The sequence below is a fragment of the Arthrobacter sp. KNU-44 genome, assembly GCF_051843155.1.
In the GTDB taxonomy this organism is placed as follows: domain Bacteria; phylum Actinomycetota; class Actinomycetes; order Actinomycetales; family Micrococcaceae; genus Arthrobacter.
In genome coordinates, this window is the sequence record NZ_JBPXNG010000002.1 from 2,771,872 (window position 1) to 2,793,208 (window position 21,337).

Below are 21,337 nucleotides of genomic sequence, written 5' to 3' on the forward strand. Positions count from 1 at the left end.
GAGAACCATGAAAATTGAGATATGCGTCCAGGACCTGGACGGTGTTCGCTGTGCCATCGAAGCCGGCGCGGACCGCGTCGAACTCTGTTCAGCACTTGAGACCGGCGGCCTCACCCCGAGCGCCGGCCTAGTTGAAGCAGCCGCCGGGCTCGCGCTCGACGCCGGTCGCCAGGATTTCGTCCACGTGCTTATCCGCCCGCGGCCGGGCGGTTTTATCTATACACCGGGTGAAATCGAGGTCATGAGGCGGGATGTCCGGCAGTCGCTTGCCCTCGGCGCTGACGGGGTGGTCGTCGGACTGCTGACCGCTTCAGGCGGCGTCGACGTCGCGGGCGCTGAAGCGCTGATCGATGCGGCGGGCGGGACCTTCGTCACGTTCCACCGTGCGGTGGATGCGGCCCGGGATCCGCTTCAAGCCGTGGACGACGCCGCCCGGCTGGGTGCGCGGCGCATTCTCACCTCGGGCGCAGCCCGGGCCGCCGGCAACGGTATTGACATGCTCAAACGCATGGTCGCTGCCCTACCCAGTGAGGTTGCCGTCATGGCCGGCGGCGGTGTCACTGAGCAGGCTGTTCCTGCGCTTTTGGCCGCGGGAATCCGTGACATACACTTCTCAGGCCGTAAGCTCATGGTCGATTCCGCCCCGTCCGGACCAGGCGGCGGGGATGGGATACGCTCAGTCACGCATCCGGCGACAGTGGAGCGGATGGTCAGGGCAATGCGCACCGCGAAAGCTGACATGACGATCGGGCCACGATTTTCGCCACTATGTGGGGAATAGCAGCTGCATGGTGTATGTTGCACATTCGCCAGCAAATATACAAGAGAAGAGATAACACCAGGTGGCAACCGATTACGACGAACTCCGCTCCGACGTCGCGGAATCCCAAAGCACGTCACTTCAGGCCCTGCAGTCTGCCAATGCTCCGGACGCTCGCAGCGTTGTGCGGGAGCTGGACGAAGCCGATGCTTTTGAAGGCAATGAGGTACCAGGTGGCGAATTCGTAGCTGAGGAACTGATCATTGCGGTCGTTCCCCAGAAGGAAGACGAGTTCACGTGCTACTCGTGTTTCCTCGTCCGTCACCGCTCCCAGATTGCCCGTGAAAAGAACGGCCACGCGTACTGCGTGGAGTGCGAAGGCTGATTCTCTGAGGCCCAGCCCCGTCCCTCAGACTTGCGTCCCACACTGTTGCGTTCATCACAGGGGATTCAGGCGCTTCTTCTTGGCGAGCTTTTCATAGCGGGCCCAGGAGTCCGCGGCTCGCTGCTCTTCGGCAGCGAGCAGGGGGCCATAAGGCGAGTTGTCCTCCACCGATCCGCCGGCATCGTTCGCGAGGCGGAGCAGCACCGAACGGCTTACGACGCTGTCCTGGTGCTCTCCTAGGATCTTCTGGAACTCACGGGCGTCACGGACCAGGCGCACGGCTGGCTTCCCATGGACGTCTTGCAACGCTTCGGCTGCATGGCGCAGCCGTTTGGCGTCTTTGCGGACCTGATGCAAGGCCGTGTCGTTTTCGACGCCGGTGTGCCGGACCGCTGCCTTCTGGGACCGGCGTAACCGGTTGATCGCTTTGTTGGCCAGCTTGGCGGTGACGGGACGGGCCTTCTTCCCGGCACGAGTCCTCGCGGGGGGCGAGTCGCGGAAATCCTCAAGCGCTCCCAGGAGCCGGAAATAGCGTTTCGTTCCCAAAGAACGGAGCATCTCGCGATACCCGGAGTTGAAGGCGGCCTCGAGTTCGTCATTGATCTTGGTGGCAGCTGGAGCCGGTACCAAGCCGTCGGGCTGCTCATTCAAGAGTTCCCCGATCCGGTCGCGCAGCACCTCGGCATCGCGGGCCTTGCCCAGGACCTTGGTCAGCCATTTCAGTTCGGTCTTGAGGTGGTCCGCGGCGTCGGCGTCGAAGAGCTTGCCGTAGGCGGACAAAGTCGAGCGGAGCCTGCGGGTAGCCGAGCGCATGCCGTGAACGGCGTCGTCGGCGCCTTGCCGGACCCCGGAGTCCAGCGCGGTGATTTCGGCAATCTGCGCGGCTATGTAGGCAACTACTGCGTCTCCCGCAGAACCCTTCGGTCGGGCTTTCGGTGGCGCCGGCACGGCGGCTGGCCAAGCGGTTCCGAATGCGCGGGCCAGCTTGGAAGCGTGCCCTGAGGGGGTTGCGCCGGTCCCTGACAAGACGCGCTCCGCACTCTCAAACAGGGCTTCATCGCCGTGGACCAGCTCTATTTCCCATTCCCGCCATTTCCTCTCCATCTGCACTGGGTGCAAGGTCTCGGCTGTCACGTGGTCATCCGCGAAGTCGGCAAGGGTGACGTCCTCGCTTCCGTGCAGCCGGTGCACAGTGCGGCGGGTATGGATCCGCGCCACGGGCCTGAGTTCATCGCCGCGGGTGAACACGAGGACCTTCTCTGCCAGTTCCTCTGGAACGGACTCAGGCTGCCCCAGCGGCGCCTGTATCTCCACGCGTGTGCCCCGGTCTGCCGGTAGTTTCAGATGCCAGCCTGAATCGGTGCCGCCGGTTCGGCGCCGCAAGGTGATGCGGTGTTTGGCAAGGATGAGGCCGTCCGTGTCGAAGTAGACGGCCTCGAGTTGATGATCTGCTGGGTCAGCGACTTGATCGACGCCGGCAATGTCCCCGAACGCGGGAAGGGGTGTTTCCAAGTCAGCGTCATACTTGCGTTCTGTTTCCACGGATTCCTGGGTCGACATGTCGTTTCCCGTCCTTCTCGTAGCTTGACCGCACCTATAGGCATCCTCCCACCAGGCCTCCGGCAGGGAAAGACCGGGCCAAGGTATCTCCAGCGGCTCCCTTGCGGGCGCGGGGATGTGGGGAAGAATGTGGGCATGACTTCGACGCCGAGCCTTGGTCCGTTTGTTGATGATTTCTCCGGGGATGCCTCGTGAACTCGTTCGTGCTGGTGCCCGGAGCAGGTGGCTCAGCCTGGTATTGGAGCCGCGTCGTCCCCCTCTTGCAGGAGGCAGGCCATGATGCCGTAGCCGTTGATCTGCCGGGAGACGACGAAAGTGCGGGCCTGCCCGAGTACGCATGCTTGGTTGGGGCGGCAATCAGTGGCCGAACCGACGTCGTGCTTGTTGCGCAATCGCTTGGCGGTTTCACGGCGCCCATGGTGGGCACCCGGCCCGGCGTCGCGGAGATCGTGTTCGTCAACGCGATGATTCCCAACCCGGGTGAGACCCCTGGTGCATGGTGGGACAACACGGGCTGGGAGGACGCACGCAAGAGCGCTGCCGCGGCCGGCGGCTACAGCGAAGAGTTCGATGTGAACGAGTACTTCCTTCATGACGTTCCGCCGGAGGTGGCGGCCGAGGGGGAACCGCACCAGCGGCCCGAGGCGAACGCAGTCTTCGCGTCGCGCTGCGAATTCATGGAGTGGCCTGCCGTGCCCATCAGAGTGCTCAGCGGCGAGGGGGACCGGTTCTTCCCGCTTGGGTTCCAACGCAGGGTAGCCCGCGATCGCCTCGGGCTTGAACCGGATGTCCTCCCCGGCGGGCATCTCCTTGGGCTGTCGAATCCGGCTGGGGTTGCGGACTACCTCTTGGGTCGATGAACTTTTGCGATCCCGGGCGTCCGATTCCCTAGACCGGAATCGGCCCAGGCCCTAAGATCACTCTGACGGCACCAGCCCTGCGCTGATCGATGTCCGTCGCGGTCTCACCCTTAAGCGTGAGCGCCGGGTCCGTTCCGCGACTCTTGGGTCTTCGAACGGGCCCGGTCGACCTCCGCCTAACCACCTATCTGGAGGAGGCCTTCCTATGAGTGAAGCCAACAAGGACCTGGTGCGGCGCCACTTCGAGGAAATCTGGAACCAGAGGCAACTGGACGTTTGTGGCCAGATCATGGCCGATTCATACATCGAACACGCCCGGGCTCCCTTCGGGACTACAGAGCCGGGCGCCGTCGTCGGACCCCAAGCGATGCGCGAAACCGTGCAGTGGCTACTTGCCCAGTTTCCCGACATCACCATGACGATCGAGGCGATTGCCGCGGACGGCGACACGGTGGCCGTCCGCGTCTTGTCGGAAGGCACCAACCTCGGGCGCCTTAATGGGCGCGGTCCTGCCACCGGCAAACGCATGTCCGCGCGTCAATCGCACTGGTTCAGGATCGAGGACGGCAAGCTCGCTGAGCATTGGGCCACTCGTGATGACCTCACGGCGATGCTTCAGCTTGGGGTCATCAAGCAGCCCGGTCCGCCGAAAATCGTGGCGATGATCCGGCGACTGGCAGGCCGCGGAATCGGAACATGACCCCAGCGCCCTCGCCGCCCCGACTCAATTCCCGATAGTTAGAGAGTAATTACTCGTAGATGGTGACTGCGGCCCGCCAACGGAGGATGCTTGATTGTTGGGAGGGAAAATCATGACACGAGATGTGACTCATTTCGAGCGCCTTTCGGCGTGGACCGAAAACGACATGAAGCCAGCCGTCGGCAAGCTGCTGCGCGGTGATGGTTTGCCTGCCGATACCCGGGAAAGCAACCATCCCTCGCCCTTGGATTTCCAGATCCCTGACGAACTGGACCGCGCCTTGGAGTCGGCTTCGCAAACGCTCAGTCTCACGCCCAGCGAGATCTTGCGCGAGGCACTGTCCGAATGGCTGGGGAGCCACGGACAGCCAGCCACGGGCCACCATCCGTTCGGGAAGCACAGCGCGCTGTAGAGCCTAATGAGGCGCTGAATGCCGGGCGCTGCGCTGAATGCCTGACGCAGCCGGAATTCCCTGGGCGACAGGTATTTGGCGCGTCGCAAAGGAGGCGGCGTCCTAGGCGAGGGTCGGGAATGTAAACCGGCTCTTCGTGGTTGGTGGGGAATTGAGTTCGTGTCGTTGAAGACAAAGGGGCCCGTGGCCCTGCTGGGATGAGTGTGTCTAAGCATTCAACCTGGAACAGGACCACGAGCCTTGAACGAGCCTACCGGGGCAGCAGCCGACGCTGCCACCAGCATCTTCAACCTGCCCGACTACCGTGTCATCTCCACCGGCCTGAGTCCCGACGGCGGCCGCCGGGTCATTGTCGAAACCGACCAGCCACCGGGCTGCCCCACCTGCGGGGTGGTAGCGTCACGGCGGAAGGAACGCCGCTTCCAGCGGATCCGGGACATTCCTGTCGCCGGCCCCGTGGAGGTCCTCTGGTCCAAGTACCGCTGGTACTGCGAAGAACCGGCGTGCGAGAGGCTCTCGTTCTTTGAGTCCACCGCCCAGGTCCCGCGGCGTGCCCGCTCGACCGGCCGGCTCCGTGACCAGCTCGTGGATGCTGTCATCCGTTCGGGCCGGGCCGTCTCCGAGACTGCTGCCGCGTTCGCGGTGTCCTGGTGGATGGTCCGGGCCGCGCTCAACGAAGCGTGCTTCCTCACCCTTCCGGATGTGGACCGGCTGAGCCCGAGAATGCTGGGCATCGATGAGCACCGGTTCCGGTCCGTGCGCTACTTCCAGGACCCCGAATCAAAGGTCTGGACGCGGTTCGAGCCGTGGATGACCACCATTGTCGATCTGGACACCGGTCAGGTGCTGGGCGTCGTGGATGGACGGGACCACAAGGGCGTCGGGGAGTGGCTCTTCGCCCGGCCCCTGGCATGGCGTCTGGCCGTGCAGGTCGTGGCGATCGACCCTTCGGCGGCGTTCCGAAAGGCGTTGCGGATGTGGCTTCCCCGGACCGCTGTCGCCGTCGATCACTTCCACCTGATCTCCCTGGCCAACCAGGCCGTGACCGAGACACGGCAGAACCTCTCCCAACAGGTCAAGGGCCGCCGCGGAAGGACCGTCGACAAGGCCTGGGCGCACCGGATGCTTCTCCTGCGCGCTGGCGATACCCTCACGGAGAAGGCAGCCCACCGGCTAGCAGAAGTGTTCGCCGCCGACGATCCGACCGGCACGCTCCAGGCTGTCTGGAAGGTCAAGGAACAGCTCAGGGTATTGCTGCGCACCGGCTCCCTTCAGGACGCCGCGACGGCGAAGAACGCACTCGAGGAACTGGTCAAGGCAGCCGCACGACCGGAAACGAACAGGCTCTACCGCACCGTCTGCCGGTGGTGGAAAGAGATCGAGGTGCTGATCATTACCGGGGCCACGACAGGCAAGGTCGAAGCCAACAACACCGCCATAAAGAACATCAAACGCACCGCCCGCGGTTACCGCAACCCGGCCAACTACAAATCGGTTATTCTCTTGAGAAGTGCCGTCCGGACGGCGGCATGACACTCATCCCGGGAATCCCTTTCCCCACCAACCACCAAGAGCCTGTAAACCGGCTTTAGCCGCCGCAGTACTTGCTGTAATTGGTGCCCGCGTTCTGGTAATCGTTCTTCATGGCATCGAGCTTCGCGGTATCCGGTTTGTCCTTCGAGGACTCGTCCAGGTAGTCCACAAGCGTCTTCAGGGTGGGCTTCAGCTCATCCGAGGACACGGCTTCGATCGGGCGGAGCTGGTTGGCTACGCGGATGGTTCCCGTTTTGTCCGTGGTGTTCGTGGGGTTCGAGATGACGGTCTTGACCCGGCTGCAGGTGTCCGCGGTGCTCAGCTGCTGCGGTGCCGAGCAGGCTGAAGCGGAGAGGAGGAGCCCGGCCGCGAGCAGGGTTGTGGTGATTTTCTTCATGGTTCCCTCAGTAGTTGCTGACGTTTGATTGTAAGCAGACGGGGCGTGGCGCCCAATGCAGGCATAGGCAGCGGAACGGTCCTTTTCGTACAGCCCAGGCTTGGATGAGTACAAGGGAGGGGTCCCACGGCCGTCCGGCCGTGGAACCCCTCCAGTGTTCGAAGCGCGCTGGATCAGCGCTGCGGGAGGGTTTTGGTCCCCTCGATCTGAACGGCCTGCAGCTTGTTCGGATCCAGGCCAAGGGTCTTCAGGATGGTCGGCGCAATCTGCGTCGTCTCGACCGCCGTGGTCACGGTCCGGGCGTGTTCGTCATTGGCCCCGGAGATCACGAGCGGCACATCGCGGTCGTCCGCGCTGGCTCCGCCGTGTTCGGCGATCTTGGACTTGCCGCCGGTGTAAACAACGCCGGTCTGGGCGATCCCCAGGATGTCCGGGTAGCGTGCATCGCTGGTTTGGGTGCCGAAGTAGTTTGCAACTTCGCTGCCCGCATAGACCTTGCTCAACCCCGAGGTCGTCACGGTCTTGGCAGCTCCGTTGATGTCGTTCCCGGCGGCACTGTGCGTTGCGAGGTAGTCCTTGGCAAACTGCGCTGCGGCCTGCGAGTGGTCCGAAAGCCACAGCTGCATGATGTCGTCGTCGGTGGAGAACGCCACGAGGTTTGCGGAGCCGGGGTGGGCCGACTTCCATGCTGCGTTCAGGCCGTCGATGATGGCGCTGTCAGGCACCCTCGTCAGCGTCGAAGCGTCCATCGGCGATTGCCCGTGCTTGGCAGAAAGGATCACCGTGGTGTCCTTTGCATGGCCGGACGTCTCTAGCGCGGACTCGAATTTACCCACGGAAGCGTTGACGAAGTCCAGGGCTTTGCTCAAGAGCGGCCCTGGAACGGTGCCGCCCTGGAGGTAACCGCCAGTGAGGCCGTCCGACGTCGGGAGCTTCTGTGCCGTCGAGACCGTCTGGAAGTTCATCCCGAAGATGCCCGGGACTGCCGCCGTCTGGGTCCCGGAGTGGTCCTTGCCGCCGATTTCGTTGAGCACGGCCTGGACCTTGTAGCCGTCATACTGCTGGGTCGCTGCGTTGTCCTTGGTCCAGTCGTCAGTGAACGGAGCGGGGGCCTTGCTGTTGATCTCAGGGGTGAACAGGTCATCCAGGCCCTTGCCGGAGGGGCCGTTCAGGATCTCGTAGGCCGGGTGCTTGCCCGACCACGCGGTGGTCAGGCCGGCGCTCTTCGCCACCTCGAAAACCGTGTTCACCTTCAAGTACTGGTGAGGGTAGACCGGCTTGCACGTGGCCGGGTCAACGGGGAGCGCGGCCGGGTCGAGGAGTGCACCGGGCTGTCCCGTCATGTTCAGGATGCTCGCCGGAAGCCCGGGCAGGCCCTGGCCGGCGTCGAGGGCGTTCCGGTTCTTGTCGGCGGCTTCGGTGAAGGCCACTTCGGCGCCGGGCGCAGTGTTCTTGCAGTCCGTTGTGCCTGCCGGCAGGAGTGCGCGGTTGAAGGTGTCGTCGTAGTAGACGCCGGTGGTCCCGGGATTTCCACCGGTCAGCTGGCCGACCATGCCAGGGAAGGAATCTGAAGGCACGGGGGTCTGGGCGTGCGTGTAGCTGGTCCCGTGGTTGACCAGCGACGCCAGTGCCGACGTCGGGTGGTTCTTCACGTACAAATCCAGGTCCTTCTGGTGGAGGCCGTCCACCGAAAGCAGCAGGACGTGCTTCGACGTTTCGCCCTGGCCGCCCTGGCCCTTGCTGTCTGATCCTTGCTGGCCCTGGACGTCCTGGCCGCCGCGGGAAGCGTCGTCGGCCATCGCCGGCGCCACCGCGGATCCGGCCATCAGGACGGCCCCCAGGACCGCTGCTGTGGCAAGCCCGTTTTTCTTGGCTATCTTCATCAAAATAAGACCCTTCGCTATTGCGTTCTTATCGATCGAGAATGCGTCCCCGGATGATTCTTGCTGTGGCGAGGGGATCCGTCCCGCCGATTGGGCATCACCGCGGAAACGTTCACGATAGGTTCAATTGCGGGTAGCCCAACTCTTCCGAAACTCACAGGAAATCCGCATACCCCGTGGCGGCCGGGGGTACGCGGCTACATGAGAGGAATTCTGAAACTCAGCGGGTAGGACTCGGCGTGGGCGTTCCCGCCATGGACGGGGGCGGCGCCGGGAAGGCTGCCGCCGGGTACAGTCCGGCGACCTGCGTCATGTAGTTGGCCCATTGCGGGCCAGCCAGCATGTAGCCGTCGATGGCCGTGTAGAACTTGCCGTTGATGGTGACGTTCTGTCCGGGCCGGCTCTGTCCTGCCATGGTGTCGCCGAAGAAAGACGCCGTGGCGAGCCCGGTGGTGAATCCGACCACCCAGGTGGAGCCGTTGCTGTTGTTCGTTCCCGTTTTTGCCGCGGTAGGCAACAGGTCCTGGACCTTCGGTTGAATGTAGATGCCGGACCCCCGTTTTAGGACGTCCTGGAGCACGGAGTCGACGCCGCGGGCAACCTCGGGCTTGATGGCCGGGCGGCATGAAGTGGCTTGGGCGGGCAGCTTCCCGCCGGATGGATCCGTGATGCCCACAATGGCGATCGGCGCGCAGTACGTGCCGTCGTTGGCGAAAGTGGCAAAGGCATCGGCCATCACCAGGGGTGATATTTCGGTGCCGCCGAGGAGATTGCCCAATTGGTGCATGTTCACGGGTGCGTTGTCCACGCCACTGTGGAGACCCACCGCATCCACCACCTTCTGGATGCCGCAGAAGTCCAGTTGGGCTGCCTCGGCAAACGTTGCGGTGTTGATGGAGTTGTAGAGCCCGTAGTTGACGGGCATTTGGCGGTAGTAGCCCTCGTCGTTGTTGCGGAGATCATCAGCCGTGCCAAGGCCGGCGATTTTCTGGGCCGTGCTGTAGCCGCCGAGTACCTTCCCGCAGCTGTCCCTCCAAGGGAATCCGAGTGGATAGACCCTCCGCGACGCGTCCACCACTGTAGTCAAGGACTTGCCCTCGTTGAGCCACTCAGTGAAAGTGAACGGCTTCATGGCGGAACCTGGCTGGAAGCCTCCGGCTCCGTTGAGATCATTGCCGTTGACGTCCACGGAATCAACGTTGAAATTGAGCTGGGTATCGAATTTGCCGGGCGCGGACAGGAAAACCGTGTTCTGTGCCATGGCCAGGATCTTGCCCGTGCCGGGCTGCACCGAGACCAAGGAGGCGCCCCATTTGTCCGGGTTTGCCCCTGCCGTGGCATCGACCTGCTGCTGTGCCACTGCCTGCAGTCGGCTGTCCAAGGTGGTTGCGATCGTCAGCCCGCCGCGGTACAGAAGCTGTTCCCGGTCCGTGACGTTGGCACCGTATACAGGGTCGTTGAGGATGAGGTGGGAGATGTAGTCGCAGAAATACACGGCCATGTCTGCTGCTGCGCAGCCTTGCTTCCCAGGGGTGATGTTGAGCTTGATGGGAGTGGCGACGGCCGCTGCATACGCTGCCTGTTGGATCTTGTGCTGCGCGAGCATGTCGGACAGCACAAGGTTGCGCCGTTGGATGGAGTTGTCCGGATGGACGGAGGGGTCGAAGTAGCTGGGACTGTTGACCAGGCCGGCGAGAAGTGCGGCCTGTGGAAGGCTGAGGTCCTTGGCGGAAACGCTGAAGAAGTGCTGCGCCGCCGCTTCGATGCCGTACGCGTCCCTGTTGAAGAACACGATATTGAGGTAGCCCTCCAGGATCTGGTCCTTCGTGAATTTCTTCTCGAGTTCGACGGCGAGCTTCATCTCCCGCACCTTGTCACCCAGGGTTTTCTGGCCGCTCAACACCACTTGTCCGGTCTGGCCTGCCGCCAAACGGGACTCGTTGAGTACGTTGGTCACGTACTGCTGGGTGAGGGTCGACGCACCCTCGTTGGTGCCCTTGGTGAAATTGGAGGCCAATGCCCTGAGGATCCCCTGGGGATCGATGCCGCCGTGCTCGTAGAAGCGGTTGTCCTCGACGGCTACAATCGCGTCCTTGATGTAGGGCGACATCTGGTCCAGGCTGACCCGGACACGGTTCTCCGCATAAAAGGTGGCGATCGTCTTTCCGTCTGCGCTGAGCACTTTGGTCGACTGCGACGGCGAGTTGACCACCAGGTCACCCGGGAGGTTGTCGAAGTACTGGATCGAACCGCTGACGGCCATCCCGGCCGACGCCACACCGGGGACTACTAGCCCGGCGGCCAAGACGCCACAAACAGCACTCACCAGGAAGAATCCGAAGATCCTTCGCAGGACCCTGGCCAAACCACTTTTCGGGTTGTTTTTCCGAGCCATTTTTCCAGCTATCAACCGTGCGTGTTTTCAGATTACGCCGCCATTCCACCCGTCACATAGGCCCCTAAGTCCGTGGCGACGCGGCACCCGCGGTTATGTTCGTCACTTCGCCCGCGCGCTGACCGTGTCCGGCGTTTTTCCGGATGCATACTGAAGTTATTCGGGTGCGGTGATGGAAGGCAGGTGGCAGCCAGTGGAGACACTGATGGCTGTTGTGAGGAGCGAGTACTTTCCGGCGGGAGCAGTGCTCTTGGGCGTGGTTTTGTTCTGGACGATCGGCTTGCTCGGCGGGTTGTCCTGGTTGAGCGGGGCCCAGCAGCCCTTAGCCATCCTGACGTGGATGATTTTCATCTACGGCGTCGTCGTGCTCTCTCCGCTCGCCGGAATCTGGGCCGCAGTGGACCTTGCCCGCCGGTGGTGGCGGAACCGCCAGGCACGCCGGCAGCAGCTCGGAACGGCCGACGTCGAGTCCCTCTAGCCCACCGCCGCCTGGCGGCGCGGGCCTACGTAGGCGATAGCCTGAGTCTTAGCCCTGCACTTGCTCTGACCGCACGGAACGAGGACTTCCATGATCACACGCGTCGACGTCGACGAAGCTGCCGCCCGGATTGCGGGGAGGATCCGCCGCACCCCCGTTTTCGAAGCGGATGCCGGAACGGTGCCCGGACAATTGTGGTTCAAATGCGAGTTCATGCAGCACACGGGGACGTTCAAGGCGAGGGGTGCCTTCAACCGCGTGCTCGCCGCGCGGGAGCGCGGTGAGCTGAAGGACGATGTTGGAATCGTCGTCGCCTCGGGAGGCAACGCGGGCCTGGCGAATGCCTATGCCGCGGCGCAGCTCGGTGTGCCGGCGACCGTTTTTGTCCCCGAAACCGCACCCGCCGTCAAGGTCAAGAAACTCAAGGCCAGCGGAGCCACGGTGGTCCAGCGCGGAACCGAGTACGCCGAAGCGTTTGAGGCCGCCCTCGACTACGCCGCGGAAACCGGTGCAGTCTATTGCCACGCCTACGATCAAGCCGAAATCGCCGCTGGCGCCGGCACCGTCGGCTCGGAACTCCTGGAACAACTGGGCCGGATAGACACCGTGGTGGTGGCCGTAGGAGGCGGCGGGCTCATGGCGGGAATCGCGGCCGCCGTCGAAGGCCACGCCAGGGTTGTCGGCGTCGAGCCGGACAATGCTCCCACCCTCTATTCGGCCCTCGCTGCGGGCGCACCCGTTGACGTAGCCGTCTCCGGGATCGCCGCAGATTCCCTGGGCGCCCGGCAGATCGGCCGGATCGGCTTCGAGGTGGCCGTCCGCACCGGCGTCCGGACGGTCCTGGTGTCCGACGACGACATCGCCGCGGCGCGCGCCCTGCTCTGGGAGCAGTACCGGATTGTCGTGGAACATGGCGCAGCCGCCGCTTTCGCGGCCGTGAACTCCGGAGCGTATGTTCCGGCAGAAGGGGAACGGGTGGCCGTGATCCTCTGCGGCGCCAACACCGACCCCGCGACGGTCTGAAGCAGCCAGCCGCAGCCCTGCCGCGAGCGCTCCACAGTTGCTAAGCTCGAGCCACAACGCCGGGGCACGCAAAACCGCTTCACGAACGGACAGGTGACACTTGCGATTGATCATCATGGGGCCTCCTGGCTCGGGCAAAGGTACCCAGGCTGAGCACATCGCCGGTCATTTCGGCATACCTGCCATTTCCACGGGAGACATCTTTCGCGCACACGTCGGGGGCAAGACAGAACTCGGAGCCGAAGCCAGCAAGTACATGGACAGCGGCGAGTTCGTCCCGGATCACGTCACGAATGCCATGGTCCGTCAGCGGCTTGGCAACGCCGATGTCCTGGCAGGATTCCTCCTGGACGGATATCCCCGAACGACGGCGCAGATCGAGGCACTGGACGGCATTTTGGCCGGCAACCGGCAGCAGCTCGATGCCGTCGTCGAACTAACGGTCGATGACGACCAGCTCGTCGCGCGGATGCTCCTCAGGGCGCAGGAACAGGGCCGAAGCGATGACACGGCACCGGTGATCCGGCGTCGCCTGGAGCTTTACCGCAACGAGACACAGGCCGTGGTCGAGCGATACTCCGAGCGCGGAATCGTGCTCGCCGTGGATGGTTCCGGCCGGCGGGAAGAGATCACGGCCAAGGCCATAGCCGCCATCGAATCAGCACTAGGGAAGGGACTGTGAACGGTCAACCGTCTACCGGCCAAAGAATCGAAGACTATGCAATGATCGGGGACCTGCACACCGCAGCCCTGGTCAGCACGGCGGGCTCCATAGACTGGCTGTGCCTCCCGCGTTTCGATTCGCCCGCATGCTTCGCCGCGCTCCTGGATTCCCCCCAAGCAGGGCGCTGGCTCCTGGCACCTGAAACCGGGGGAATCTGCACGCGCCGCCAGTACCGGGACGGAACGCTCATCCTGGAAACGGAGTGGGAAACCAAGGAAGGGCACGTCCGGGTCATCGACTTCATGCCGCCGCGCGACGCCGTCGCGGACATCGTGCGCGTGGTGGAAGGGATCCGCGGGACGGTCAAGATGCGCGGAGAACTGATCCTGAGGTTCGACTATGGACACGTGGTGCCCTGGGTGCGCCGCGATAGGCACGGCCTCCGCGCCGTTGCCGGTCCGGACTCCGTCTACCTCAAGACCCCGGCGCCGTTGGTAGGCAAGGACTTCACCACGGTCAGCGAGTTCACGGTGAACGCCGGTGACCACATCCCCTTCGTCCTGACTTGGGCACCCAGCCACGAACGGCGGCCCCGCACCGTCGAGGCAGATATCGCCCTTGACGACACGGCAACATTCTGGACGGATTGGTCCAAGCGTTGCAACGTCCGGGGACCCTACAGGAAAGCCGTTCAGCGTTCCTTGATCACGCTGAAGGCCCTCACCTATGCGCCTACCGGGGGCATCGTTGCCGCCGCCACAACCTCGCTCCCCGAACAGATCGGCGGGCCGCGGAACTGGGACTACCGCTATTGCTGGCTGCGTGATGCCACGTTGACCCTTCAAGCCTTCCTCGCCGCGGGCTACACCGAGGAGGCAAGCGCGTGGCGGGATTGGCTACTTCGCGCAGTGGCCGGTGACCCTGCCGACCTCCAGATCATGTACAGCCTGCACGGTCGCCGGCGATTGCCCGAGACGGAGCTGACGTGGCTTTCCGGATACCAGGGTTCGAAGCCGGTGCGCATCGGGAATGCGGCAGCGGAGCAGCTCCAGCTGGACGTCTGGGGGGAAGTCCTTGATTGCCTGTCCCTGACCCGGGCATCGCTGATGTCTGTTGGCGATGAGTCGTGGGCTATCCAGACCGCCTTGATGCGCCACCTCGAGAGCACCTGGGACAAACCGGACAACGGGCTCTGGGAAGTACGCGGCCCGCGGCGCCACTTCGTGCACTCAAAGGTGATGGCCTGGGTCGCGGCTGACCGCATGGTCCGCGGAATCCGTGAATCCGGGATGCCCGGTCCGCTAGATCGCTGGGAGGCTTTGCGGGACACCATCCATGACGAAGTCATGACCCACGGATTCGACGCGGACCGCAATACTTTCGTCCAGTCCTATGGGAGCAAGGAGCTGGACGCAAGCCTTCTCCTCATCCCCAAAGTGGGCTTCCTGCCGCACGACGATCCGCGCGTGATCGGCACCATTGACGCTATCCAGCGTGAGTTGACGGAAGACGGCTTTGTGCTGCGCTACCGTCCACAAGACAGCGACGACGGACTGCCGGGCGGGGAGGGCGTCTTCCTTGCGTGTTCCTTCTGGATGGTCGACGCCCTCTTGGGCGCGGGGCGCCGGGCAGAGGCGACAGCCCTCTTCGAGAGGCTCCTGGCCCTGCGCAATGACGTGGGCCTCTTGAGCGAAGAATGGGACGCACATGCGGGCCGCCAACTCGGCAATACGCCCCAGGCTTTCAGCCATTTCGGCCTGGTGCTAAGTGCTTTGCAACTTCACCACGGCAAAGCACACCACAGCAATGTCCCGATCGGCGGGGTCCCGACGTCGGGCTCCCCGTCGGAGTCGTCAGAGACGTCGTCGTCGGCCTCAGGGGCCGCTTAGACCTGACGTTCCGGAGCGCTTTGGCCAGCGGAAGATCCGGCCTGCCAAGGCCAGCCCCGCTCCTAGGTTGAGCATTGGCAGGTAGGCCCGCGCCACTGCGGTCCCGACGGCAGGCAGGGAAGCGGCGTCCGGGTAGAGCATGTAGAGCGGCTCGTACCGGGGCTGGAATTTTGCCTTGAATGCCAAGAGGGACCTGAACCCGTACACGGGTTCCAAAGTCGCCCCCAACCAGTCGAGCAAGCGGTCGAGGCTGCCCGGAGGCCGGGATCGTCGCCTTGGGAGCGGCATCTCGGAAGGATCCTCTTCGACCCGGGCCAGGGGCGCTCCGGAGAGGCTCACGAATTCGCATCCTTCATCCTTGAGGCTGAGGGCCGCGGAAGCGATCAGGAATTCGATGCTGGCACGGAAGCCGCCGCTACGGCGACGCATGAAATCGAGGGTCCAGCCCACGATGTGCCCGTTGCGGTATACGGGCAACCAGGACGTGACTGCGTGGACTGTGTGGCGCTGGTCGATTGCAAGCAGGCAGCGCACCTCGGGGTCGTCGAGTTCGTCGAGGCTGCCCAAGGTAAAGCCCATTTCGGGCATGTTCCTGTCTGCCACCCACTCTTCGGAGATTTCCTCGATTTGGACCTGGACCGAGAAAGGAGCCGAGGCGTAACTCGTCCATTCGTAGCGGATGCCCGCCTTCGCGGCATTGTTCAACGCCGTACGGATGTCCTGGAACTTCTTTCCCTTGAAGGAGACCGAATGCAATGGCAGGACCGTCTCCTGGGCTACTTGTGCAGAGCTCCATCCGGAGGAATCCGCGTGGTCGCGCAATTCCTGGGGTACGGAGTAGAAACACGGCGTCCACCCGTTGCCCCTGCAGTAGCGGGCAAATTCTTCGAAGACATTGGTCGTCTCGGATTTGGGTCCCACCGGGCCGCCCAGCGTGAGCGCAACCCCCGTGCTGACGCGGTAAGCAACAAAGGAGCGCCCCGAAGCGGAGAACCAGTACATATTTCCCGGCCAAGTCGTCATCCAGGACAGCGAGCTTCCCTCCCATGTCTTGATGACCTTCCGGGCACGCTCCGTACTGGCGTCGTGCCGGGTGTGGGCCTGGTGGAGGAAGGTCCTGAAGATCAGAACACCCGCGACCGCCCAAAAGACGACCCCGACGCCTTCGTATACGAGAACGGCGGCCGTGCCTTGGGGGAATATGGCCGGGGGCACATCCAGGACGAAGCCCAGCGGAAGGAACCGGTCAGGGACATCCGCCAGTAGATCCGGCAGCCCTGGTACCGGGGAGAATTCCTGCGCGAGCAAGAGCCCTGCGCCGACATAGACGACACTGAGCACAGCCGCTATTGCAAGTACCCGCACAGCGAGGCGTCTGTACGTCCCTTTCGGCGCTTGGACATGAAACAGCCGCCTGGTCGCGAGCAGAATAATGGTCAGCGCGAGGGGCAGAAGCAGCGGCAAGGCCAGGGTGAACGGCTGCGAGGAAGCCGATCCTTCGATTGCGACAATCCCCTCGCTCGCGCCGGTAGCCGAAGCAGTCGGCTGCAAGACTCCGGCCAGAGCAATTCCGGCCAGGACGGAAAGGCCTAACTGGATCAAAAGGGTCCCCACCCAGGCAAAGCGCCGTCCGCGCCGGAGGCCCTCCGCAAGCAACAGCAGGAGGAAGGACGGAAGGATGGCCATGAAGATTCCGCCGGCACCGGCGCGCAACTGCAGCTGCGCGACGGCGCAGTCTTTCGCTTGCGCCGGATCCGAGCACACGCCCTGGAGCGTTTGGGGATCGACGGGCTGGATGTTGGTAAACAGGAAACGCAGGATGGACAACGGTCCTACCGCATGCGGTATGAGGCCGGCGACTACCGGACCGATCGCCGATGCGGCAATGAGCAGCGAGAGCAGCACCCGGCCTTCGTGCCGGGAACTGACCGGGCGCGCAAACCGCGGCCGCCGGCCCATCAGCAGCGGCCCGAGGACCGTGCCCGCACCTGCGGCGCCGAGCCTGACCAAGTCCGCAAACCCTCCGCTGTACAGGGCCAGGAGGAGCAACAAGGCGAAGGCGACAAGCCGGATCCGGCGCCTCCACAAGGTCGCCATGGACGCAGTACCCGCCATGGCGGTACCGATGATGAACGCACTAGGACCCACGAAAAGGTGGCTCCCTATCTCCGCTGTCCAGCTGCCGAGCAACCCCTGGGCCAAGGCAAGGAATCCAAGGGCAATGCCAACGCCCAGAATCTGGGTGGAGACCGCGGCGATTGCGTACGCCCGCCGTCCCATTCGGCGTTCCAACGGAACACCCAGCAGCAGCACCAATGCAGTTTCCAGAACATAGCCCGTCAGGTCCCTGGCCCAGAAGGCGGAGGTCACAGCGGCCCACCAGTGATCAGGTATCGAGCGGGGCGTAAGGGCGAAATTGAGCCGCAATTGCGCATCCGGCCCCGTGGCGAGGCTGGAGGTCAGCGCTCCCAATCCCCAGAAGACGATGACAAAACCCAACGTGAGCTGCGCTGAGCGCAGTCTTCCCGTCCATGATCGCCGCAAGCGGACATCGGGGACAGCTTGGGTTTCCGGCTCGGGCGCCGGTGCGTGCACGGGGTTCCTCTCTGTGCGTCGGAAGGATGGGGCTGCGAAATGAAATTCTTCCACACCGGCCGTCCGGCGAGGATAATTCCCACCCCGCCGTGACCTTCCCCGTCCCGATCCAATAGACTCCGACGTAGGCAGGCTGTCGGCTCGTTCCGCCACCGGTCTGTGAGCAATGGAAAGTTGCTTCTACAACGCCTAAACGAACAGAAAGCAAGCCCGGGACAGGTCGATGGACAAATCTCGCATATTCCGCTCCGCTGCATCCGTGATCGCCGCCGGAGTCCTTTTGGCAGGCTGTTCACAGGCGCCCGCTCAACCGAGCGACTCATCCAGCGGAAGGCAGACAGCGGCACCCGTTGCCCCCTCGGGGAGTCCAGCAGCAGCGGGCCAAGGTCCCAAGAAACCTGATTCCGGTCAGGATCCGTCAAAGCTTCCTGTGGGGTCCTTGTACAAGAACCCCAGCAACAACCGGAACGAAATCATCCTCGCGGACGTCCGGCACACCGCCGTCCTCATTGGGGACTCCCAGGCCCAGCCTGAGGGATCTTGGCCACGGGCAGCCCTGGGCTCCATCGGCTACAAGGTGTACACAGTTGGCCGCGGAGGCACGGGCTTCGTAGCCGCCACGAGCGACACTGGCAACTACATCGACGCGCTGCAACGCGGAGACTGGGTACTCCCCTACGGGACACCACCCCTGATCGTGGTCCAAGGCGGAGGCAACGACGCCGCCCGCAAAGTGAGTGATGAACAGATCACGAGCAATGCCAACAGGCTCATCGCAGCCCTCAGAAAGAGGTATCCGCTGGCGAAGATCGCGATGATAGGAACCCTCGCCAAGGGCGCCGACGCTGGCGGGGGCCGCCGTACGCAGGTTGACACACTGCTGGGCGACATCGCGGCAAAGGCCGGAGCGACATTCTTTAGCGTTGGGGACTGGATCACCAAATATCACGTGGAGGGCGATCTCGTGGACGGTGTGCACTTGAACCCGGCCGGGCACGCCAAGCTCGGCGGTGTCCTGGCCGCGGATATGGCCGCGGCGGGACTCCGCCTGCCCCCGGACACCGCCAACTGACCCGTCCCAAAGGTCATGAACCCTGCGCCAAGATTGAAGCTGGCAGAAGTCCGCGCGGCGGAGAACAATTGATTTATGGTCAGCTATTCAGCCCTTGAACAAGCGTCCAGCAAGAATCCGCATGACTGGGGCCGGGCGATGGCAACGGCGATGGCGAAGCTCCTGGATGCGGCTCGCATTGACGGACGGCATTTTGAACACGAGTTCCTCTATGGCGAGGAACTGCGCATGAGGATCGACGAAAACAACGGCGGAGCCACGGTCAAGCTCACGTGGACGCCAGCGGACCAGGAACCCGAACAAAAGGGAACCGCGGAGTGAGCGCGTCCTTGTCGCTCCGAGCTTGAGCTGAAGCGGGGCTATTCCTTTGCGATGGGCTCTCCGCCGTCATCGGCATGGTCCAACCCAAGCTGGGCCAGCCTTGTCAGCGTTCCGAAGTCCTCGATGAATTTCCCCGGTTCTTCATCCATGCACAGTCCCTAGCAGGATGCGTCGCGACTCAGCAGAGCCCGTTCAAGGCGGCGATGGCCACCTGCAGGAGTTGCCCGAACTCCGGCTGCCCGCTGCCGTCCGTCGACTCGATGTGTTTGTCCGTGTCGGATGGATAGGCGAAGCTCATGGCTATCTGGCGGCTCCCGTCGGTAGTGGTCAACGCGATGCTGGCAAACCAGGTGCTGCCGCCGTAGCCGTAGTAGAAGCCGTTCGTGCATTCGTCATTCCAACGCTGCAGCCCAAGTCCGTGGTTCTCCTGCCACAGGGTTTGCATGTCGCGGAGGGTATCCGCTGTGAGTAGCCTGCCTTGCATGAGCGCTGCATAGAACGTGTTGATATCGCCCACGGTGGAGATGACTCCCTCTGCGGGAGAAGCGACGAGATACTCCGGCTGCGAGGCATTGATGCGCTCGCCGTCGATGAATTCATAGCTCTGGATCATGTCGCGCGCATCCCGGTCCGGCTCGGCCGCCAGTGAGGTGTGGCTCATTCCGAGCGGTACGAAGATATCTGACTTCAGGACATCCCCGATCGGCCGGCCTCGGAGTTTCTGCACGATCGCGGCCAAGGCGAAATAGTTGGCGTCCGAGTAGCGGAAGAGCTGGAAGTTTGCGTGCGCCCACGGTACGGTCCCGGCCATCCGGAGGTAGTCCTCGATGCCGAACCTCGTGTCGATGGCTTGTTTGGTCGGCATGGCCTTCAAGATGGCCTCCGGGGCGCCGGGCAGGCCGGAGCTGTGGTTCAACAGGGAACGCACCGTGACTGGACCCGGCGGATGGACGAGCTGCTCGAATTCCGGGAAGTACTCCGTGACGGGGTCCTCAAGGCCCAGCTTTCCTTCCTGGACCAGCTTGAGCACCGAGACTGCCACCATCGACTGTGTGATGCCGCCGGCCTGGATCCGGTCATTCACGGCAACCGGTTCGCCGGTCTCGACGTCTTGGCTCCCGTAGGCCTGGGACCATTCCCGGCCCCGGACTTTGATCTGGACGACAACGGCCGGCGCGCCCCGGTTGAGCATTTCATGCGCGAAGAAGTCCGCAACAGGGGATTCCGGAAGTGCTGCTTGCGAATCGGACGACGAGCTGCCCGCCGGGGGTTCACTTGTCAGAGGGTAGGTGCAAGCGCCGGATGCCAAGGTCAAAGCCAGGACGACGGCTGCCCGTACTCGCCGGGAAGACCGGGATACGCGGGAAGTCCGAGAGGCCCGCGCAGCCTCCATTGCTGCCTCCTGAAGCTACGATGCAGGGCAACGGCTGGCGGCCTTGCCCCCGTAGTTTCGATCGTCCTCTTCCGAAGCGAGGGGGTCAACGCTGAGAACGCGGTTGCCCCCCAAACCCAACTAACTCGCAGTTGTTGTCGTTATGAGCGCTCATAACGACGTTAACTGCGAGTCAGTTGGGGTAGCCGGGAGGGGAACCCCTAGGTTAGCTTGACCTGACGGTTGACGTCCTTGTAGAGCAGGTAGCGGAACGGGCCCGGGCCGCCGGCGTAGCAGGCCTGCGGGCAGAAGGCGCGCAGCCACATGAAGTCGCCAGCCTCCACTTCGACCCAGTCATTGTTGAGCAGGTACATGCCCTTGCCCTCCAGGACGTACAGGCCGTGTTCCATGACGTGGGTTTCCGGGAACGGGATGACCCCGCCGGGCTGGAACGTCACGATGTTCACGTGCATGTCGTGGGCCAGGTCGTTGGGGTCCGCGAAGCGGGTGGTTGCCCAGACGCCGTTGACGTCCGGCATTTCGCCCGCTTCGACCTCGTCGTCACTCGTGACAAAGGACTTGGCTTCGTAGCCCTCAAGGCGCTCATAGGCCTTGCGGATCCAGTGGAAAGAGACGATCTCATCCGAGACGTTCTCCAAGCCCCAATTGGAACCGGCAGCCAGGTAGGCGTAGCCGCCCTCCTCGAGCTGGTGCAGTTCGCCGTCGAGGGTCAGGTTGACCTTGCCCTTGGTGACGAAGATGACGCCTTCGACGCCTGCCTCGAACTCGGCCTTGGGAGCGCCGCCACCCGGGCCGATCTCAACGATCAACTGGGAGAACGTGGTGGCGAATCCGGAGATCGGGCGGGCGATGATCCAGGAACGCGTGTTGGAGAAACCAGGCAGGTTGCTGGTCACGATATCGGTCAGCACGCCCTTGGGGATGACAGTGTAGGCCTCGGTCACGATCGCGCGTTCGGTGGTGAGGTGGGTCTGCGGCGGCAGGCCGCCCTGGGGATAGTAGTACTTGCCCATCATT

Annotated in this window: 19 protein-coding genes; 12 read left to right on the top strand and 7 right to left on the bottom strand. The window is 63.5% G+C overall.

Features of this window, described 5'->3' with window-relative positions; translation table 11 throughout:
- The first annotated feature begins 7 nt into the window (after positions 1-7).
- Positions 8-781 (top strand): copper homeostasis protein CutC, encoded by a 774-nt coding sequence (locus ACSVHC_RS14025; protein WP_437771461.1) that lies wholly within the window; start codon positions 8-10, stop codon positions 779-781.
- Between the two features lie 61 nt (positions 782-842).
- Positions 843-1,145, top strand: a complete 303-nt coding sequence (locus ACSVHC_RS14030) for a DUF4193 domain-containing protein (protein ID WP_059389433.1) — start codon at positions 843-845, stop codon at positions 1,143-1,145.
- A 54-nt stretch (positions 1,146-1,199) separates the two neighbouring features.
- On the opposite strand, the gene ACSVHC_RS14035 is transcribed toward ACSVHC_RS14030, so the two are convergent.
- The gene (locus ACSVHC_RS14035; protein WP_439181029.1) at positions 1,200-2,705 is read right to left on the bottom strand and encodes a CYTH and CHAD domain-containing protein; all 1,506 of its coding nucleotides are present in this window, start codon (positions 2,703-2,705) and stop codon (positions 1,200-1,202) included.
- Between the two features lie 191 nt (positions 2,706-2,896).
- Here ACSVHC_RS14035 and ACSVHC_RS14040 point away from each other — a divergent pair, with 191 nt between their 5' ends.
- From ACSVHC_RS14040 to ACSVHC_RS14055, 4 genes are all read left to right on the top strand, one after another.
- Positions 2,897-3,565, top strand: coding sequence for an alpha/beta fold hydrolase (locus ACSVHC_RS14040; protein ID WP_437771459.1), 669 nt, complete (start codon positions 2,897-2,899; stop codon positions 3,563-3,565).
- Positions 3,566-3,770: 205 nt separating this feature from the next.
- Positions 3,771-4,265, top strand: coding sequence for an ester cyclase (locus tag ACSVHC_RS14045; protein WP_437771458.1), 495 nt, complete (start codon positions 3,771-3,773; stop codon positions 4,263-4,265).
- Positions 4,266-4,377: 112 nt separating this feature from the next.
- Complete coding sequence (locus ACSVHC_RS14050; RefSeq protein ID WP_437771457.1) at positions 4,378-4,677, top strand: ribbon-helix-helix domain-containing protein; 300 nt, start codon at positions 4,378-4,380, stop codon at positions 4,675-4,677.
- A gap of 240 nt (positions 4,678-4,917) precedes the next feature.
- On the top strand, positions 4,918-6,210 hold the full coding sequence (locus ACSVHC_RS14055) for an ISL3 family transposase (protein ID WP_439180982.1): 1,293 nt from the start codon (positions 4,918-4,920) through the stop codon (positions 6,208-6,210).
- 55 nt (positions 6,211-6,265) lie between these two features.
- Here the strand turns inward: ACSVHC_RS14055 and ACSVHC_RS14060 are convergent, their stop codons facing one another.
- The 3 genes from ACSVHC_RS14060 to ACSVHC_RS14070 all read right to left on the bottom strand — a co-directional run bounded on the left by ACSVHC_RS14060 (position 6,266) and on the right by ACSVHC_RS14070 (position 10,885).
- Positions 6,266-6,607, bottom strand: a complete 342-nt coding sequence (locus ACSVHC_RS14060; RefSeq protein WP_437771456.1) for a hypothetical protein — start codon at positions 6,605-6,607, stop codon at positions 6,266-6,268.
- Between the two features lie 173 nt (positions 6,608-6,780).
- Complete coding sequence (locus ACSVHC_RS14065; RefSeq protein WP_439181030.1) at positions 6,781-8,490, bottom strand: alkaline phosphatase family protein; 1,710 nt, start codon at positions 8,488-8,490, stop codon at positions 6,781-6,783.
- A gap of 220 nt (positions 8,491-8,710) precedes the next feature.
- Entirely contained in the window at positions 8,711-10,885 is a 2,175-nt protein-coding gene (locus tag ACSVHC_RS14070) for a transglycosylase domain-containing protein (RefSeq protein WP_439181031.1), read from the bottom strand.
- Positions 10,886-11,090: 205 nt separating this feature from the next.
- Between ACSVHC_RS14070 and ACSVHC_RS14075 the strand changes: the two genes are divergently transcribed.
- The 4 genes from ACSVHC_RS14075 to ACSVHC_RS14090 all read left to right on the top strand — a co-directional run bounded on the left by ACSVHC_RS14075 (position 11,091) and on the right by ACSVHC_RS14090 (position 14,939).
- Positions 11,091-11,363 (top strand): hypothetical protein, encoded by a 273-nt coding sequence (locus tag ACSVHC_RS14075; protein ID WP_437771453.1) that lies wholly within the window; start codon positions 11,091-11,093, stop codon positions 11,361-11,363.
- Between the two features lie 90 nt (positions 11,364-11,453).
- Positions 11,454-12,386 carry a threonine/serine dehydratase gene (locus tag ACSVHC_RS14080; RefSeq protein ID WP_437771452.1) on the top strand — a complete coding sequence of 311 codons (933 nt, stop codon included), beginning with the start codon at positions 11,454-11,456 and terminating at the stop codon, positions 12,384-12,386.
- 106 nt (positions 12,387-12,492) lie between these two features.
- Positions 12,493-13,068 carry an adenylate kinase gene (locus tag ACSVHC_RS14085; RefSeq protein WP_439181390.1) on the top strand — a complete coding sequence of 192 codons (576 nt, stop codon included), beginning with the start codon at positions 12,493-12,495 and terminating at the stop codon, positions 13,066-13,068.
- A 41-nt stretch (positions 13,069-13,109) separates the two neighbouring features.
- Positions 13,110-14,939 (top strand): glycoside hydrolase family 15 protein, encoded by a 1,830-nt coding sequence (locus ACSVHC_RS14090; RefSeq protein WP_437774089.1) that lies wholly within the window; start codon positions 13,110-13,112, stop codon positions 14,937-14,939.
- Here ACSVHC_RS14090 and ACSVHC_RS14095 read toward each other — a convergent pair.
- On the bottom strand, positions 14,925-17,534 hold the full coding sequence (locus ACSVHC_RS14095; protein WP_437771450.1) for a bifunctional lysylphosphatidylglycerol flippase/synthetase MprF: 2,610 nt from the start codon (positions 17,532-17,534) through the stop codon (positions 14,925-14,927). The genes ACSVHC_RS14090 and ACSVHC_RS14095 overlap by 15 nt on opposite strands.
- 439 nt (positions 17,535-17,973) lie before the next feature.
- On the opposite strand from ACSVHC_RS14095, the gene ACSVHC_RS14100 reads away from it, so the two are divergent.
- Together ACSVHC_RS14100 and ACSVHC_RS14105 are read left to right on the top strand one after the other, a co-directional pair.
- Positions 17,974-18,606: an SGNH/GDSL hydrolase family protein gene (locus ACSVHC_RS14100; RefSeq protein WP_439181032.1), complete on the top strand. Its 633-nt coding sequence runs from the start codon at positions 17,974-17,976 to the stop codon at positions 18,604-18,606.
- Between the two features lie 75 nt (positions 18,607-18,681).
- Positions 18,682-18,927 carry a hypothetical protein gene (locus ACSVHC_RS14105; RefSeq protein ID WP_437771448.1) on the top strand — a complete coding sequence of 82 codons (246 nt, stop codon included), beginning with the start codon at positions 18,682-18,684 and terminating at the stop codon, positions 18,925-18,927.
- 178 nt (positions 18,928-19,105) lie between these two features.
- On the opposite strand, the gene ACSVHC_RS14110 is transcribed toward ACSVHC_RS14105, so the two are convergent.
- Together ACSVHC_RS14110 and ACSVHC_RS14115 are read right to left on the bottom strand one after the other, a co-directional pair.
- Positions 19,106-20,320, bottom strand: coding sequence for a serine hydrolase domain-containing protein (locus tag ACSVHC_RS14110; RefSeq protein ID WP_437771447.1), 1,215 nt, complete (start codon positions 20,318-20,320; stop codon positions 19,106-19,108).
- Positions 20,321-20,520: 200 nt separating this feature from the next.
- The gene (locus ACSVHC_RS14115; protein ID WP_437771446.1) at positions 20,521-21,333 is read right to left on the bottom strand and encodes a bifunctional allantoicase/(S)-ureidoglycine aminohydrolase; all 813 of its coding nucleotides are present in this window, start codon (positions 21,331-21,333) and stop codon (positions 20,521-20,523) included.
- Positions 21,334-21,337 lie beyond the last annotated feature (4 nt).

What these genes read in the sequence shown, in the direction of transcription:
- ACSVHC_RS14110 (WP_437771447.1), bottom strand. Translation starts at nt 20,320, where the DNA reads ATGGAGGCTGCGCGGGCCTCTCGGACTTCCCGCGTATCCCGGTCTTCC.
- ACSVHC_RS14035 (WP_439181029.1), bottom strand. Translation starts at nt 2,705, where the DNA reads ATGTCGACCCAGGAATCCGTGGAAACAGAACGCAAGTATGACGCTGAC.
- ACSVHC_RS14075 (WP_437771453.1), top strand. Translation starts at nt 11,091, where the DNA reads ATGGCTGTTGTGAGGAGCGAGTACTTTCCGGCGGGAGCAGTGCTCTTG.
- ACSVHC_RS14025 (WP_437771461.1), top strand. Translation starts at nt 8, where the DNA reads ATGAAAATTGAGATATGCGTCCAGGACCTGGACGGTGTTCGCTGTGCC.
- ACSVHC_RS14070 (WP_439181031.1), bottom strand. Translation starts at nt 10,885, where the DNA reads ATGGCTCGGAAAAACAACCCGAAAAGTGGTTTGGCCAGGGTCCTGCGA.
- ACSVHC_RS14090 (WP_437774089.1), top strand. Translation starts at nt 13,110, where the DNA reads ATGATCGGGGACCTGCACACCGCAGCCCTGGTCAGCACGGCGGGCTCC.
- ACSVHC_RS14105 (WP_437771448.1), top strand. Translation starts at nt 18,682, where the DNA reads ATGGTCAGCTATTCAGCCCTTGAACAAGCGTCCAGCAAGAATCCGCAT.
- ACSVHC_RS14060 (WP_437771456.1), bottom strand. Translation starts at nt 6,607, where the DNA reads ATGAAGAAAATCACCACAACCCTGCTCGCGGCCGGGCTCCTCCTCTCC.
- ACSVHC_RS14115 (WP_437771446.1), bottom strand. Translation starts at nt 21,333, where the DNA reads ATGGGCAAGTACTACTATCCCCAGGGCGGCCTGCCGCCGCAGACCCAC.
- ACSVHC_RS14065 (WP_439181030.1), bottom strand. Translation starts at nt 8,490, where the DNA reads ATGAAGATAGCCAAGAAAAACGGGCTTGCCACAGCAGCGGTCCTGGGG.
- ACSVHC_RS14045 (WP_437771458.1), top strand. Translation starts at nt 3,771, where the DNA reads ATGAGTGAAGCCAACAAGGACCTGGTGCGGCGCCACTTCGAGGAAATC.
- ACSVHC_RS14050 (WP_437771457.1), top strand. Translation starts at nt 4,378, where the DNA reads ATGACACGAGATGTGACTCATTTCGAGCGCCTTTCGGCGTGGACCGAA.
- ACSVHC_RS14080 (WP_437771452.1), top strand. Translation starts at nt 11,454, where the DNA reads ATGATCACACGCGTCGACGTCGACGAAGCTGCCGCCCGGATTGCGGGG.